The following is a 15,022-nucleotide window of genomic DNA, read 5'->3' as shown; positions in this document are numbered from 1 at the left end:
GCCACTGAGCTCACTATGAGCTAGCCGCCGTTGGCGAGAATGTTCTCGGCGACCGTATTCATCGCGGTGCCGAGCCAGAAACGTTCTCGGGCATTCGGCGGCGTGTCTGCATCGGAATCGGCCTCATCTGCTCCGATGTCGACCTTGCCGTTCACACGGGCCTGCCCGTCAGGGCGACGTATCCGAGCCCGAAAGCGGACGTTCCGGCATTGATGGCCGGCGAAGCCGGCTTCAGGTGGAAATTTTCCGTGGCCGGGTCGGAAAGCAGCGGATCAAACCCAAGCAGGTTCCCGTCGGCAGCGTCCGACGAACGGCCGTCCGAAAGTACCGACGCCTCGCGCGGAGTGCCGTTGAACGTGATATTGTTGTACCACTTCACACCCTTGTTCACGTAGCCGTTGGTGCTGATGTCGTTGATGGCTCGATTCCGGGTCCGCCGCACTATCCTTCGTTATCGATCTGCTCTGGTGCGTACCTTTACCACGACCTGATCGTCGGGCCTGAGTTGGCCTGCTTGGCGCGGCTGATCGTCTTCCATGGTGCTGACAAGCTGCCTTTGGCGATGTCGCTTCCATCAGTGGCGATGTAATAGTCCGCCATCGCTCTTCTCCTGTCCCTAGTGTGCTGATCCCGCGGGTACTGGCTGCGATGATTGATGGCGTTCGCCTGCTGCCTAAGCGACGGCGGGCGATAAGGTCTATTAAACCATTGGTAATATTCAGATTTACGCTTTGATATCGTGATATTTCATCAACGACCTTGCGTATAATTCGGAGTCGCGGAAATTGTATTTGGCGTGACGTTTGGGTTTGACGTTGTTGATGGCGACGACGATGTCGGCATTGCGGGCGCTCCTGAGCTGCTGCAGGCAGAATTCTGCGGCCCGGCGGCTGGTCTTTGCCCATTGCACGACCATCAGCGTTCGCTCGGCAAGCGCCGTCAGATGCATCGTATCGGCCGAGGCGAGCACTGGGGCGCTGTCGAAGATAACGATCTGGCCTCTGGCGCGGGCCATCTCGATGATCTCGGCCAGGTCGGCCGACCGCATGCGCCGCTGCAGACCGGGATTGCCGGCCGGGATGAAGTCGATGCCGCTCGGGTGGTGATGGACGATGTCCTCAAGAGCTGCCTGCCCACTCAAGAACTCGTTTAGCCCCTGCGTCAGGCCGGACCTGAACAACGTGTCGAGATGTCCGCGCCGGATGTCGCTGTCGACGAGCAGCACAGGCGTGCCGTTGGCGGCGAGTTCGATTGCCAGCGATCCGGCCACCAGCGACTTGCCTTCGCCGCTGTGGGCCGAGGTCACGGCAATACTGTTCGGCAGCTTTCCGCCATTGGTCTGTTTGAGCGAGATCATGATGGTGCGGATCGCTTCGTCGAACATGCCGATCTGCGTTTGCCCGAACAGCCTTGAAGGGTCTCTGCGGTCTTTGCGTCGCAAGTGCGGGACGAAGCCGGCCGGCACGATGCGCGCCATACCGGTGATCTGGTCGAAGCTGCGCACCGTCCTGTCCATCATCTCGACCACGAAGGCAGCCGTTACCGCAACCGAGATGGAAGCGAAGAAGGCACCGATCAGATAGAACAGCCGGCTGCGTCCCTGGGGGGTGAGCGGCACTGCAGCCGGTGACAGAACCTCCAGTTCGGCGCCCGGCAGCATGGCTTGCCCGACGAGGCCGCGGCGCTGCTCCTCGAGCTTGTCGAGGGCCGTCTGCTCCTTGTCGGCGATGCGCTGCAGCCGCGTAAGCTCGGTCTGCGCCAGGAAAGAGCGGGAGCGCTGCTCATAGGCGGCCGTCAGGGCCGATCGGACCGTGCGATCCTCGTCATCCAGAGCGGTCAGCCTGGCGCGCATGGACTGCAGGTACCGGTCGACCGCCGTGCTGAGATCGGCGCGGGACCTGTCGATTTTTGCCCGCAGGTCGACCACGGCGGGAGCATCGGTGCCATAGATGTCGAGAAGGCGGGCCAGATCCTGCTGCTGGGTCCGCAGGTCGGCCTGCATCACGCCGATGCTGTCGGGAACGGATTTGGTCTGGGCGGCAAGCGAAGGATCGTCGGCCGCTTCCAGCGCGGCGATCGTATCCTTGATGTCGGCGCGGCTTTGTCCGATCTTCGCCTGCCGGTCGCTCAGCTCGACGATCGCCTTGATCTGTTCGCTCTGATCATCGTCGTTTTGAACGACGCCCATCGTTTGCTGATAGGTGTCGGCAGCATCGCGGGCGGCTTTGGCGCGATCCTGCTGTTCGGCGATGCGCTGGCCGATCCATGCTTGCGCCGTGTCCAGGCTGGCGCGGATACTGTCCTTGCGTTCTTCGAGATAGATGCTGATGAGCCGGTTCGGGACGGCGGCTGCGAGTTCTGGATCGCCGGCCGTAAAGCCGATCTGGACGACGTCGCTCTGGCCGTCGCGCCACACACTCAGCGCCTTGTAATAGGCCTGGATGATCGGCTCGACATTGTCTCCTGCCGGCTGCGACGGCTTATCGCCGCTCACCAAGCCGCGCAAGGTTGCCCTGATCTCATCGACGACGGAGGCTTGGCGCAGGGCCGGGTTGAACTCCGGCCGCTCGTCGAGCCGCAAGTCGCCGATGACCCGCTCGGCCACGCTTCTCGACAGAAGCCGCTCGGTCTCGGAGGTGACGTTGAGCGGCGCATTGTTGCCGGCATCGCCGCTGCTCAGCGCAGTTGCCAGGGGCTTGTGGATCATCAGCCGGGACCCGGCATGATAGCTCGGTTGCAATCCCGAGATCAGCACGATCGACGCCGCCATCAGCACCGCCGTCACAGCAACGATCATCACCAGCCGCCGACGGATCAAACGTAAACCAGACGTTAGATCAAACTCCTCCGATTTCATCTCCGTCTGAAAGCGGGGTTCGTAATGGACCGCCGGGAGCGGCACGTTGCGGTCTGGCGGAAAAGTCGAAATTGTCATTTTGCGCTAACCCTTGCTTGAGGTTGCGCGGAGATGGTTTCGTAGAGTTTTTCCATCGACCGCATATAGGCCTTCATACTGAAATGGTTGAGATAATGGGCGCGTGCCCTCGTCGAGAGGCGGCTGCGGACATCTGGATCCGCAACCAGTCTCGCAAGGGCCGCTGCCAAGGCATCCTTGTCTCCGACAGGGACGAAGACACCGGTTTCACCGTCGGAAATGACCTCTTCGTGCGCCCCAACGCGCGTGGTGACAACAGCAAGCCCGTGGGAAAGCCCTTCGAGCACCGCCATCGCCAAGCCTTCGGCATGCGAGGGCAAGACCAGGATATCGGCACGTGCACACAGCGCGCGCGCCTCGTCGGCGCCAAGCCATCCCGGCATGTCCACCAGGCCTGAAAGGCCCATATCCGTAGCCTGGCGGCGATAATCTTCGACAGGCCCGTCTCCTGCCAGCACGGCGCGCCAGCGAAGCTCTTTCATGACCGGATGGCTAAGGGCGAGCAGAAGTTCCGGAACGCCTTTGCGTTCGCTCAGCCGGCCGAGAAATATGATCAACGGCGGCTCGCCGGCACGAATGTTGTGTGCCCCGGGATCGGGGACACAATTGTGAGCGATCACGAGGCGGCGCTCGTCTACGCCCAGACGTGTCGCAAGCGTCACGCGATCACGCTCACCCAGCGCCACGACGCAATCAGCACGTTGAAACATCCGGCGTATCAGCGATTGTTGACGCGGCGAGCGTGCAGCAAAATCGCCGGCATAATCGTAGTCGTGTAGATGCAATATGTGAAAGCACCCGAGCAAATGGGCAGCTTCAGTCAGGATCAGCTTGCGGAAGGTGCTGCCGCGGCCTGCGACATGGATATGGTGAATGCGTTTCGGATCGACGACTCGATCCTTCGCCATTGTCAGGATTGCGCCCAGCAGACGCAGAGACGACGACGCGGCAGACCATCGAGGCCCTCTGGTGTCGGTGACGGCGTGTTCTGCCCCGCCTTCTTTCGCCGTGCTGGTCAGATATCCGATCAGCCTGCCAATACCGCCGCCGTTCTCGCAGCCACCCGGAACATAATGGCGGACCCTTGTCGTGTTCCGCACCACTGACGGATGACCATCCATAAGTACTTTCATCAGCATGATCCGACCACCTCGCGATAAAGAGCGGCTGCCCGGGCGCCGACCTGTTCGGGCGAGTTCGGTCCTGTGGCCCATTCGAGTGCCTTGGTGCCGAGATCGTTTCTAAGATCGTTATTATCCGCCAATGTACGGATCGCTTTCGCGAGCTCTTCCGCATTATCAGGCGGAACCACCATTCCCAGTCCGTTGGGCTGAACGGTCGCTCGCAATTCGCCCACGTCAGTTACGATAACGGGTTTGCCGAAGGCCGCAGCAAGGTTGAGCACGCCGCTTTGGGATGCTTCCGTGTAGGGAAGGACAACGATATCGGCATCGAGGAAGAGCTGGGCGACCTCCTCGTCTTCGATAAAACGGTTGCGAATGTCGTAGCGGCCAGCTTCACCCATGAGCGGCCGGAAGACCCAGGGATCATCGCCGCGGCCTGCGACCGTAATGCGCAGATTGGGGAGCGCATCCTTAAGTATCGCCTCGGCACGGATCAGTTGCTTCAAACCCTTGTAAGCGAAAATTCGCCCAAAGAGCAGAACGCGCACAGTTCCATCGGCGGCACGCCGCGCCAGCTTTTGCCGCCGAGCAAGTTCCGCATAGCGATGGATGGCGGGATGCGACAGGACATGCACGCAGTCTGGAGATTTTGAATATCGATCGAGGACCATCCGCTTCAGTCCCTCGCCATGCACGACGACATGCCCGGACTGTCTCACCATTAATCCCGGTGCCCAGCCGGGCAGCGTACGCGTATCGGAATCGCCGGGATGCAGTTCCACATCATGAACGGTGGTCACGAGCGGGACCGGTCGCCAGAACGGCACGGCAAAGTTCAACCACAGCGTAGTATTGCTCAAGAGATGAATGAGGTTCGGCTGCTCGTGCCGGATGAGGCGCGTGAGCTGATGCAGGAACCAGGGATTGGCAAGCGACCGATGTCGTGGCCAGTCAAGAAGGTGAAGGTCGACGGCCGGATCGAACCAGGAAGCAAGATGAGCATAGCGCCGGCGCGGGACGCCAAGGACGACCGGCATATGTCGCGCAACGCCGCTTGCGAAGGAAATAGTGTAGTCCTCCAGTTCGGAAACCAGCAGCAGCGCCTTCATTCCGCTGCCTCCGACAAGCCGATGTCTTGACCGGGGCGAGGGAGGTAATAAGCGCTACGCAGCGCGTCGCGGGTCCGCCGCAGCAAGTTTGGTTCCCCGGCGAAAAGCAGCCCTTCGACGGCAAGCTTGAGCCGGGTGCGCGCATTGACGCCATCCAAGCCTGCCGCTGCCATTTGGTAGGGATAGTGATCCGCCAGACTGAGCCTTGCCGGTAAATCGTGGAACGAGAGAAACCGGTTCGTCGCTTCGACGCTACGCTGCCAATGGGCCATTCGCCTTTTCAGCATGGAGACATCATCGATTGGCCGGTACCAGTTGTTACTGTGAATTCGGTAGAATCCAAGTGAGTCCGGCAAGGCGGCAACGTCGCCCAGAAACGGATAGATCCCAGTGAGCCAAGCGTCCGCGGAGATGCGGAACTGTTCGGGAATAGGACCCGCAGCATCCCATGCGCTGCGTCGTACCGAGATGGCCGACGTCATCGGGAAGGGCCACCAGCCTGCTGATCTCGTCAGCTGCGGCGACAGATCTCCCGAGCACAACGTCCGGGGAATCGGTTTGAGGGTCGGCGCGCCATCAATCGAAGTCGGCTGAAGCCGGTGGTAGACGAGCGAGACCTCGGGGTGTGAACGAAAAGTCGCCACCGTCGCCGACAGCTTGCCGGGTGCCCACCAGTCATCGGCGTCCAGAAAACAGAGGATGCCGCCGCTGCTGAACTTCACGGCGGTGTTGATCGCGGCCGCCTGTCCCGAGTTCTCCTGAACAATCACCCTCACGCGGCTGTCATAGGCTTCCAGAATGGAAAGCGACTCGTCGCTGGACCCGTCATCGACGACGATTATCTCGACGTCGGGAACCTCCTGGCCCAAGGCGCTGTCTATCGCACGTCCGACGAAGCGGCCGTAATTGTAATTGTTGATAAGGACGCTGATGCCCGGCCGCTCCATGACACCCTCTCAAGCGGCTTGTTGCCCGGCACCGTGGTGCAGCAACATGATCACGATCACGTCCGTAGGGATCTCCATGACGGTGTCCCTTTGCTCGACGGGGGGCTCGCTTGTAACTGAATAGGTCGCCGCTGCTAATGCCGGCGCGAGGGACATGTCCATCATGTACTGTGCAGAACCAGGTCCAGAACGCGAAACCATAGGAATCCCAACCCTCCAAGCTTCAACTATGAACAATCAGCCTGCGCCGGAATCATCGCCTCACGTCATCAGAAACTACCGCCCGGCCATGTCCTTCGCACTTGCATCTTTTCCAAGCTACCGGTGAATGGACACATGTAACATCTGCTCTTATTGGCAATCCCCTTGACTCTGGCCGCCACCCTTTGGGGGAGGGGTCGCCGAAAGCGGAAGTACGATGCAGTCCTCAGATAAAGGGTACATGCTTTAGACGTAGATGCTGTCGGCCCACCTTGCCGGTGGTTGACGCAATCATGATCGCGAAAGACTAATAGAGAACGCTGGGGCGTTCGGCACCGCTGGCGGCTCAGCGCGCGATCGGCATGACTGCGCGCCATTGTCGACGTTGCGCAGTCATGAAGTTGCTGAATTGTGGGCATTGGGATCAATCCCCGAAAGCTTCGCGTGGCTAGGCAGGCGCCCCGATGATCGGAGGAACGATGTTGTTGACAGCGAGTTGTGTCAACACGTCCGCACTGAGCGTCCCTCGAACGCCGGGATGGCGATGGCGGCCCTCTTCGGCATAGGAGTAGGTCTCCGCATCCGACGGACCGAATGTCATGAAAACCGCGACACGGTCGGGCGTTCTGCCGAGCCGTCGAATGATCGATCGCGTCACGGTGAATGCCTTCTGAACGTCCAGGCGAAGCAATGGACCGATCCGCTCGAAGATTTTGCGAAGGCCCCTGTCAAGCAGGGTCGGCATCTGCCCAGCATGTTCGATCCGCACGTCGAAGATGATCGCATCCCCCGCCCGCACTCCAAGGCCCTTCGCCGGCAGGCTCTGGACCAAGCCCTTGAGGTGGGATCTGGGCCGCACCTTCAAGGTGGCGTTCGAGTTTTCGTCCTGATCCTGCAGGTAGAATGCAATCTTGTAGACCTTGAAATTCTCGTCCGAGAAAATGCTTCCATCAGCGCAGCGAGGATGGTGAGGAATGTCATTGTGCCACGACGATGTCGTGTTGATCATGAGATCGCATTCGCCTGTAAGAACGACATCGAGCGGTCGGGTAATTTCCTTGAGGCGGTTGAGGATCGTATCGGAAGTCATAAATCTGGCAACTTCGTCTACAACATACATCGCGTGAAGCTGAAATTTGCCGCCGTACAAATACTTGCCACCTGACCTCAGATACTGTTTGGAAACGCGCCGTAATCTCTCCACCTGCTCAGGCGTCAGGACATCCCTGATGACGACGTAGCCATCAGAGGTCAAGTCGTTCTGCAGCCGATTGGTCGTGCCGGGCGTCTTTGAAGGTTCTCTGACCGGCACCCGTATTTCATCTGTTGAATTCACTTCTGTTGAATTCGCCATTGTCTTTCTCCCGGCTTTGTCGCGCTCAAACCTCCCCAGCTTTGGTTGCGCTAAAGCGACTGTCTTCTGCGGCAACGCGAAGGTCAAACCGCTCTTTTCGGGGTAATGCTTATCAAAAAGAGCAATCGTGCATACCCGGAAGGTGCCGCCTTACTTCGAATATCGTAATTCGTTCTATGCGGCGCGCAGAAATGTGAAGTCTTTCTACGTCCAATAGCTGGAGTTGAAAGTATGGAGGCAACGGGCTTGCCAGCATACTCTTGCTACAGGTTCAGTTGGCAAAAGCGTAGATCATGAGAAATTCACCAACAGACAGAAACCAAACTTCAACCCTTGATCCGGGGGACTCTCTGAAGTGGACGAATGTCCTTGGTGTTCGAGTTTCTGCGGTCAATCTCAAAAGCGCGACCGGACTTATCGAAAAGGCGATTGAAGACGGCAGGAGAGAGTATGTCTGCGTTCGCGACGCGCACGGCGTCGTGCGGTGTCAAAAAGATTCCAAGCTTCGGTCCATCCATAACCGGGCGTTCCTCGTCACTCCTGACGGCATGCCGTTGGTATGGGCACTGAAGCGCGCGGGTCATGCGGAAAGCGACAGGGTCTACGGACCGGATCTCATGTTATCCGTTTTCGGCGCCGGCATCTCCAAAGGGTTACGGCACTTCCTTTATGGAGCAACAGCCGAAACGCTCGAGCAGCTGCGGACGCGTCTTCTCGAAAAATTTCCGCAGGCACGGATCATTGGGTCCTATGCACCGCCTTTCCGCCAACTATCGATGCAGGAGGAAGCGGATATTGCCGACCGGCTCAATCGGTCGGGCGCCGATATCGTCTGGGTGGGGCTGAGCAGCCCCAAGCAGGAACTCTGGATGGCGCGTATGCGCGATCGTCTGGAGGTACCGATGCTCATCGGTGTCGGCGCTGCTTTCGATTTCCACGCCGGCCTCAAGCGGCAGGCGCCGAGGGCCATTCAAAGAAGCGGCTTCGAATGGGCGTTTCGTCTTCTATGCGAGCCGCGACGGCTGTGGCGGCGCTATGCGCTCGTCGTGCCGACCTTCATCTCCCTGACTGCCTTCCAGAGACTGGGGCTTCGGAAATTTCCGATCGAAGACGCCATTTCCGGATCGGGTGCGTCGGGACAAAGGCCGTAGAGGGGTAAAAGCATCATGTCCTCATTTGCGCCGTCAGCGATGACATCGGGTCCGTCGAAGGCATCCACCACAAATGAAATGGCGTCACGGGCAATTCCAGCAGGTTCCGTTCCGCCCATAGCAGGTAAGACTGTTGGTCCGCTAGGGCAGTCAGGGCTGACTATGCCTGCTTCGCTACGACGCCGGCTTCCTCGGCTTGCAACCTCGTCATTGATGATTGCCGGGGATATTGGAAGCTATCTGCTTATCTATTTTGTTCTCCTGACTTTTCTTCCCAGTGGTCCGGAGGGCGCGGTAGTAGAGCGTGCTTTCATCCTCGCAGCAGTGGCTGCGATCGTTCTTTATGCATCGGTCGGCCTCTATCCTGGGTATCGGCTGCACGACCACGAACATCTGCGGCGCCGCACGATAGCCGCCGTCAAAGTGGCTGCCCTAACGGCATTCGGAGCACTCATCTTACCGGAAGGGGAACGACTGCTGCTTGCCATCATTGGCTTCCTCGGCCTTGGGCTGATTGTTCAGCCGGTCATGCATTGGCTCGCCAGAGGCCTGTGCCGGAGACTTGGAATCTGGGGAGAGCGGGCAGTCATCATAGGGGGACGGAATCTCATTCCCGCGCTCATGGCGCATTTTAGGGACCACTGGCAGTATGGCATCAGGCCGGAGCCCTTTTCCCAGGACATGTTTGAAGCATCGTCTGAGGGCGGGCCATCCATTGCCCTGATTGCGGGGGACATCGGCTCGCTTATCCCCGATCTGGCGGCGATGCGCCAAAAATTCGCCGAGGTCGTTCTTCTGTCCGATACGCCGAGTCTCAAGGTTACCGGATTGCGGCCAGCGGATGTCGGCGGAGAGATCGGTATTCGCATCACCACCGGTGGGCGTTCGGTCAACACAGACCTGGTTCGTCGGGGCCTCGATCTCGCGATCGCCATTCCTGCAACGATCGTGGTTGCGCCCTTCATCGCGATTGCAGCAGCCGCGATCTATGCCATCGATCCCGGCCCCGTCTTCTTCCGACATACCCGGGAAGGACTGTCCGGCAAGCCGGTGCACGTCCTGAAATTGAGGACGATGTACCAAGATGCAGAACAGCGCCTCGAAGCGTTGTTCGCAGAAAACCCTGCCATGCGAGCCGAATGGTTGAGCCACTTCAAGCTCAAGGACGATCCGCGCGTCCTGCCGGTTATCGGACACCTCCTGCGCTCTTCGAGCTTCGACGAGCTCCCGCAACTGGCGAATATTATTGCAGGCGAGATGGCGATCGTCGGCCCGCGTCCGTTTCCGGAATATCACCTGCTCGCGATGGATGGTGAGTTTCGAGACAAGCGACGCTCCGTAACGCCGGGGCTCACGGGCCTTTGGCAGATATCGGAACGGAGCAACGCGGATATCGAACTGCAGCAGCAACTCGACGAGTTCTACATAGACAACCGGTCCTTGTGGTTCGACTGCCAAATTCTTCTCAGCACGATCCCTGCAGTCTTCAAACGCAGGGGAGCCTACTGACCATCCTCTTTTCACGAGGCAACCATCAACAACGGAGCACACCAATGCACGGACAAAAGCGAATTATGGTAACCGGCGGCACCGGGTTTCTGGGATCCTTCCTGTGCGAAAGGCTCTTGCGAGAAGGCAATGATGTCCTCGCGGTGGACAATTATTACACCGGCTCGCGCGACAACGTGCTGCATCTTCTCGACGACCCACGCTTCGAGATCCTTCGGCACGACATTACCTTCCCGCTTTATGTGGAGGTCGACGAGATCTACAACCTCGCTTGCCCGGCATCTCCGGTCCACTATCAGGTCGATCCGGTTCAGACGGTCAAAACCAACGTGCACGGGGCCATCAATATGCTTGGTCTCGCCAAACGAACAAAGGCGAAGATCTTCCAGGCCTCCACGAGCGAAGTCTATGGCGATCCGGCAGTCCACCCCCAGCCCGAAGAGTATCGAGGCAGCGTCAATCCCATAGGGCCACGGGCATGTTATGACGAAGGCAAGCGGTGTGCCGAAACATTGTTCTTCGACTACCATCGTCAATACGGCGTTGAGATCCGGGTGGCGCGGATCTTCAACACTTACGGGCCGCGTATGCAGACCAATGACGGGCGCGTCGTCTCCAATTTCATCGTTCAGGCGCTTCAAAACGAGCCGATCACCATTTTCGGCAACGGCACGCAAACGCGTTCGTTCTGCTATGTGGACGATCTGATCGAGGGCTTCATCCGCCTGATGGCTGCTCCGGCCGGCGTGACGGGTCCGGTCAATCTCGGCAATCCGGGGGAATTCCAGGTCCGGGAACTGGCCGAGATGGTCATCGAAATGACGGGGTCGAAATCAAGCATCGCTTACAAACCTCTGCCGGTCGACGATCCGACGCAGCGCAAGCCGGACATCAGCCGTGCAAAGCAAGACCTGGGCTGGCAACCGACGGTGAATCTGCGTGAAGGGCTCGAGAAGACGATCGCCTATTTCGAGTGGAAGCTGTCTGGCGGAGCCAGGAGCGTATCTGGCGTCCGGTCTCCGCAAATGGCCTACACCCCTCAGCCTGCTCCGGCCGTCGGCCTTCCTGTTCAGCAAGCCGTATCGATCGGGCCGTGAATAGCACCGTCGATCATCGCAGGGCGAAGCTCGGTTACGAGGGATGGTGCCGGAAACATGAATGTGCATAGCATACCAACAGGAGCCGCCCCCGTGGGCGCAAAGCAGCAGCTGGGGCCGATCGTCTTTGCGGTCGATGCGGCCTACGCTGTTCCCCTGGCGACCGCTCTCAGATCGGCCGCCGAGAACAACAGAGGCGCATGGCCCCTGGATATCCATGTTATTCATGAAGGACTAGGCGAGGAAACGAAGCGACGGATCTTTGATTCTCTGCCCGCAAACTCTGCAGTCATCCAGTGGCACCCCATAGGCACGTTGTCCTTCGCGAGCGGATTTTCCACACGCCCTGGCGTCTCGAAAATGACCTTCGCAAGAATTCTCCTGCCGCAGTTCCTGCCGGAGACCTGCAATCGAGCTTTATATCTGGACGGCGACATCCTCGTGCTGGGTGCGCTTGAACACTTGTGGAACATCGATCTGGGCGAGGCAGTAATCGGCGCTGTTTCGGATTACTGGTTGGACAATGTGGTGAGCAACGGATCGAGGGCCGCAGGTGACGTCCGGGTCGAACGCTATTTCAACGCCGGCGTTCTTCTTATCAACCTTGCAAAATGGCGAGCCGAGCAAATATCGGAACGATCTCTGGAGTATCTCGATCGCTTTCCGACTACGGAATATTCAGATCAGGATGCACTCAACGTCGCCTGTGACGGAAAGTGGAAAATCCTGGACCGCGCCTGGAATTTTCAGTTCGAGCCGACGCAGGTAATCGCCCGTCTCGCGCTCGAGCAGAAGCTCGCGATCGCTCATTTCGTGACCAACGTGAAGCCTTGGAAATCGGGTAGCTTGAGTCCGAACGCCGCATTCTACGATACGTTTCGATGCCGGACCCGTTTCGCGCTCACGCCGCGGCAGCGCGTTCAAAGTGGCTTGAAGCGAGCAGGCTCCCGGCTGCTTGCCCGATCCGCCTTGTTGAGAGCTGTATGGTCCTGCACCAAATCGGCCATGCGAGCGCCCACGGCTCAACGTCTGCGCGAATGAATCGGAAAGCGAGGAACGTATAAAAGCAGAACGATGCCGAGTTCGGTTTTTTGAAATGCCTTGAAGGAAACGATTGCCTGCGGAGGAATGAGTTTGCAACGTGTTGATGTCGTAATTCCCTGCTACAACTACGCTCATTTCCTGCAGGAATGTGTTGAAAGCGCTCTTTCGCAAGCTGGCGTCGATGTGCGCGTGCTCATTCTGGATGACTGTTCGCCGGATAATACGCCGGAAGTCGGATCAGCTTTGGCATCCCGGGACAAACGGGTCACCTATCGCCGGCATAGCGCAAACAAGGGTCACATCGCCACCTACAATGAGGGCATCGAGTGGGCGGGCGGCGACTTGTTCCTGCTTCTCTCGGCGGATGATTATCTCTTGCCAGGTGCGCTGGGTCGCTCGGCGGAGCTGATGCGCAATAACCCGGATGTGGGGTTCACGTTCGGGAACGCGCTCATAGCCGAGCCACACGGCATCATAACCAAGCGCGTCGACCCTCTTGGTAATAAGAGCGTGCCCCCCAAGCAGGTACTGTCTGGACCGCAATTCATGCGGTTGAGCGGAGCAAACAACCTGGTTCCGACACCGACGGCTATCGTGAGAACGGCGTTGCAAAAGCAGGTCGGCGGCTATCATAAGGAACTCCCGCATACCGGTGATATGGAGATGTGGCTGCGCCTCGCATCACATGCCGGAGTGGGCTATATCAACGAGAGTCAAGCAGTATATCGCCGACATTCCGCGAATATGTCTCTTCAATACTATGGGAAAACTATTCTTCCCGACCTCCGGCAAAGAAAAAAAGCTTTCGATATTCTGTTTCGCCAGGGTGCAGACAACCTCAAGAAAGATGAGAAACTAAGACGCTTTCTTACCAGAGATCTCGGGAAGGAGGCGCTTCGAATGGCCGGCCTGGCGTTCAATAACTTCGACGTCGCCACCGCCGTGGCTATTCAGCGCTTTGCCTTGGAGGTTTCCCCCGAGGTGCGAAATTCGTTGCCCTGGATCAAGCTGGTCTGCAAGCAAACCATCGGCCCGAAATACTGGTATGCCTTGAATTCCATAGGACGACGAGTTGCAGGATGAACGGACAGGGTCGGGTCGTTCATCCACAAGTACGAAAACCATGGTCGGTGGTTGCGCGTCATCGAAGATCGGTCGGAATGCGATCGTCAATAGCCGTGAAGGCGCTAAGACGTGCTGCCATTTTCGAGTGAGCGACAAGGGCTCCGAGGTGCAGCACTTTCAAATCACCCCGGGAGCGCATTTGCGCTCCCGGGGTGATTTGGGCAACAAAGTACAATATGCGAAGGGATCTGCCCCAACAACGGCCTCAGCACGGCGTCCTATTCGCGCTCGCGCCTGAAATACCACTCTGGAACAGGTCGTTGAGCTTGAACACAACTTCCGTCCTATTCGTTGCTTTGACCTTCTTCATAATGTTGCGAACATGGACCTTTACCGTGCTTTCTCGCAGATTGAGCTCGTAGGCAATGATCTTGTTTGCCTTTCCGCGTCGGAGCGCTTCTACGACCTCGGCTTGACGATCCGTAAAGATGCCGGCCAACGGACGAGCGGTGGTGTTGCTGGATTCCAGAAGGTGACGCATGGCAAATAGCGTGCTTGCGGGCACAAAAACCCCACCCGCCACTGACAATGCAATCAGCTCCATGCAAACGCTGATACTGACCGAAGCAGGTATGTAGCCCTTGGCCCCGTATTCGATTGCCCTCACGATTTGGCTGAAATCATCGCTGTCAGCCAATATGATGACTGGTATCGCTCCGAATTCCGAAGCAAGGCTCCTGATCTGCCCCGCAACGGCGGGTTCATCGATCTTCTTGCCGCCGATGTTCAAGAGGATTGCCGAAAGCGGCGGATATTCGTTGCACCTCCGCTTCCATTCCTCAACACTTTCGAACGCCAGTATAAGTAAATCCGTCTTGTAGGCCGCCATGCACTGCGCGAGGCATTGCCTGTCGAGTTCACGGTTGTCGAGGATCACCAAAGTGTGGCTTGGCCTCGACTGTAAGCTCAATCCGGTAGCGTTATTCTCTACCTTTAGTGGAAGAGCTGTTTTCTCCTGCCTGAAGTCTAAATTTGGTACAAGCGCTGAATTCACTGCTTCATCCTCCCCAGCCGAGTTTCCCTACGCCATAACAACAACCGAACACTCAAGCCCTTCAGATATGAGGGTTTGGCAGCACTAAAGTAGGAATTGAATACCACAGTTCCTGTTATCTTAAACTAGCTAATATAGGCTAAAGGAGCAGATTAGTTCCATCGTAAGGTGTAAATAGGACGTAATTCCTGGTATAACTTATACGATACTACGTCATCCGCGGAACGATTGATTGCGTTGTTCTTCGGTTACGGACCCGATTGCTAAATGCATGAAAATAATGCGCGCCCTCCACGCACAATTGGGGCAGCCCGAAGCCTATTCCACCACCAATGTTGATTGTTGGCTATGAACATCGGCGTACATCGTCATAGGTAGATACGTCTTTAGGCGGATGCGCTTAGACGTTTTGTTTCTTTACTCCAATCACGA

At 58.0% G+C, this 15,022-nt stretch carries 14 protein-coding genes; 5 read left to right on the top strand and 9 right to left on the bottom strand.

The genetic code is table 11. The features are described from left to right. Positions 1-20 precede the first annotated feature (20 nt). From FHT78_RS29635 to FHT78_RS10595, 8 genes are all read right to left on the bottom strand, one after another. Positions 21-155: a hypothetical protein gene (locus FHT78_RS29635; RefSeq protein ID WP_281412842.1), complete on the bottom strand. Its 135-nt coding sequence runs from the start codon at positions 153-155 to the stop codon at positions 21-23. Beyond that, complete coding sequence (locus tag FHT78_RS10620; RefSeq protein WP_183743229.1) at positions 152-442, bottom strand: hypothetical protein; 291 nt, start codon at positions 440-442, stop codon at positions 152-154. The genes FHT78_RS29635 and FHT78_RS10620 overlap by 4 nt, the downstream gene beginning before the upstream one ends. Before the next feature lie 35 nt (positions 443-477). Then, entirely contained in the window at positions 478-600 is a 123-nt protein-coding gene (locus tag FHT78_RS29630) for a hypothetical protein (RefSeq protein ID WP_281412840.1), read from the bottom strand. A gap of 124 nt (positions 601-724) precedes the next feature. Then, entirely contained in the window at positions 725-2,935 is a 2,211-nt protein-coding gene (locus tag FHT78_RS10615) for a polysaccharide biosynthesis tyrosine autokinase (RefSeq protein WP_183743227.1), read from the bottom strand. Then, a complete protein-coding gene (locus FHT78_RS10610) occupies positions 2,932-4,074 on the bottom strand; it encodes a glycosyltransferase family 4 protein (protein WP_183743225.1) in 1,143 nt (380 codons plus the stop codon). Before FHT78_RS10610 ends, FHT78_RS10615 begins: the two co-directional genes overlap by 4 nt. Then, positions 4,068-5,168: a glycosyltransferase family 4 protein gene (locus FHT78_RS10605; RefSeq protein ID WP_183743223.1), complete on the bottom strand. Its 1,101-nt coding sequence runs from the start codon at positions 5,166-5,168 to the stop codon at positions 4,068-4,070. Before FHT78_RS10605 ends, FHT78_RS10610 begins: the two co-directional genes overlap by 7 nt. Continuing rightward, positions 5,165-6,115 carry a glycosyltransferase gene (locus FHT78_RS10600; protein WP_183743221.1) on the bottom strand — a complete coding sequence of 317 codons (951 nt, stop codon included), beginning with the start codon at positions 6,113-6,115 and terminating at the stop codon, positions 5,165-5,167. Before FHT78_RS10600 ends, FHT78_RS10605 begins: the two co-directional genes overlap by 4 nt. A gap of 649 nt (positions 6,116-6,764) precedes the next feature. After that, positions 6,765-7,757 (bottom strand): phytanoyl-CoA dioxygenase family protein, encoded by a 993-nt coding sequence (locus FHT78_RS10595; protein ID WP_246715227.1) that lies wholly within the window; start codon positions 7,755-7,757, stop codon positions 6,765-6,767. Between the two features lie 206 nt (positions 7,758-7,963). Here FHT78_RS10595 and FHT78_RS10590 point away from each other — a divergent pair, with 206 nt between their 5' ends. The 5 genes from FHT78_RS10590 to FHT78_RS10570 all read left to right on the top strand — a co-directional run bounded on the left by FHT78_RS10590 (position 7,964) and on the right by FHT78_RS10570 (position 13,554). Beyond that, on the top strand, positions 7,964-8,821 hold the full coding sequence (locus FHT78_RS10590; RefSeq protein ID WP_183743219.1) for a WecB/TagA/CpsF family glycosyltransferase: 858 nt from the start codon (positions 7,964-7,966) through the stop codon (positions 8,819-8,821). Between the two features lie 15 nt (positions 8,822-8,836). After that, positions 8,837-10,330, top strand: a complete 1,494-nt coding sequence (locus FHT78_RS10585; RefSeq protein WP_183743217.1) for a sugar transferase — start codon at positions 8,837-8,839, stop codon at positions 10,328-10,330. Between the two features lie 44 nt (positions 10,331-10,374). Further along, complete coding sequence (locus FHT78_RS10580) at positions 10,375-11,427, top strand: UDP-glucuronic acid decarboxylase family protein (protein WP_183743515.1); 1,053 nt, start codon at positions 10,375-10,377, stop codon at positions 11,425-11,427. A 93-nt stretch (positions 11,428-11,520) separates the two neighbouring features. Beyond that, positions 11,521-12,468 carry a glycosyltransferase family 8 protein gene (locus FHT78_RS10575; protein ID WP_348644727.1) on the top strand — a complete coding sequence of 316 codons (948 nt, stop codon included), beginning with the start codon at positions 11,521-11,523 and terminating at the stop codon, positions 12,466-12,468. A 93-nt stretch (positions 12,469-12,561) separates the two neighbouring features. Beyond that, positions 12,562-13,554 (top strand): glycosyltransferase, encoded by a 993-nt coding sequence (locus tag FHT78_RS10570; RefSeq protein ID WP_183743511.1) that lies wholly within the window; start codon positions 12,562-12,564, stop codon positions 13,552-13,554. 247 nt (positions 13,555-13,801) lie between these two features. Here FHT78_RS10570 and FHT78_RS10565 read toward each other — a convergent pair whose 3' ends face one another. After that, entirely contained in the window at positions 13,802-14,590 is a 789-nt protein-coding gene (locus FHT78_RS10565; protein WP_183743215.1) for a response regulator transcription factor, read from the bottom strand. Between the last annotated feature and the right edge of the window lie 432 nt (positions 14,591-15,022).

Source organism: Rhizobium sp. BK196, assembly GCF_014193255.1.
Classification (GTDB): domain Bacteria; phylum Pseudomonadota; class Alphaproteobacteria; order Rhizobiales; family Rhizobiaceae; genus Rhizobium.
The sequence above is the reverse complement of the archived record's forward strand: the minus strand, read 5'-3'. Positions and strand labels throughout refer to the sequence as shown.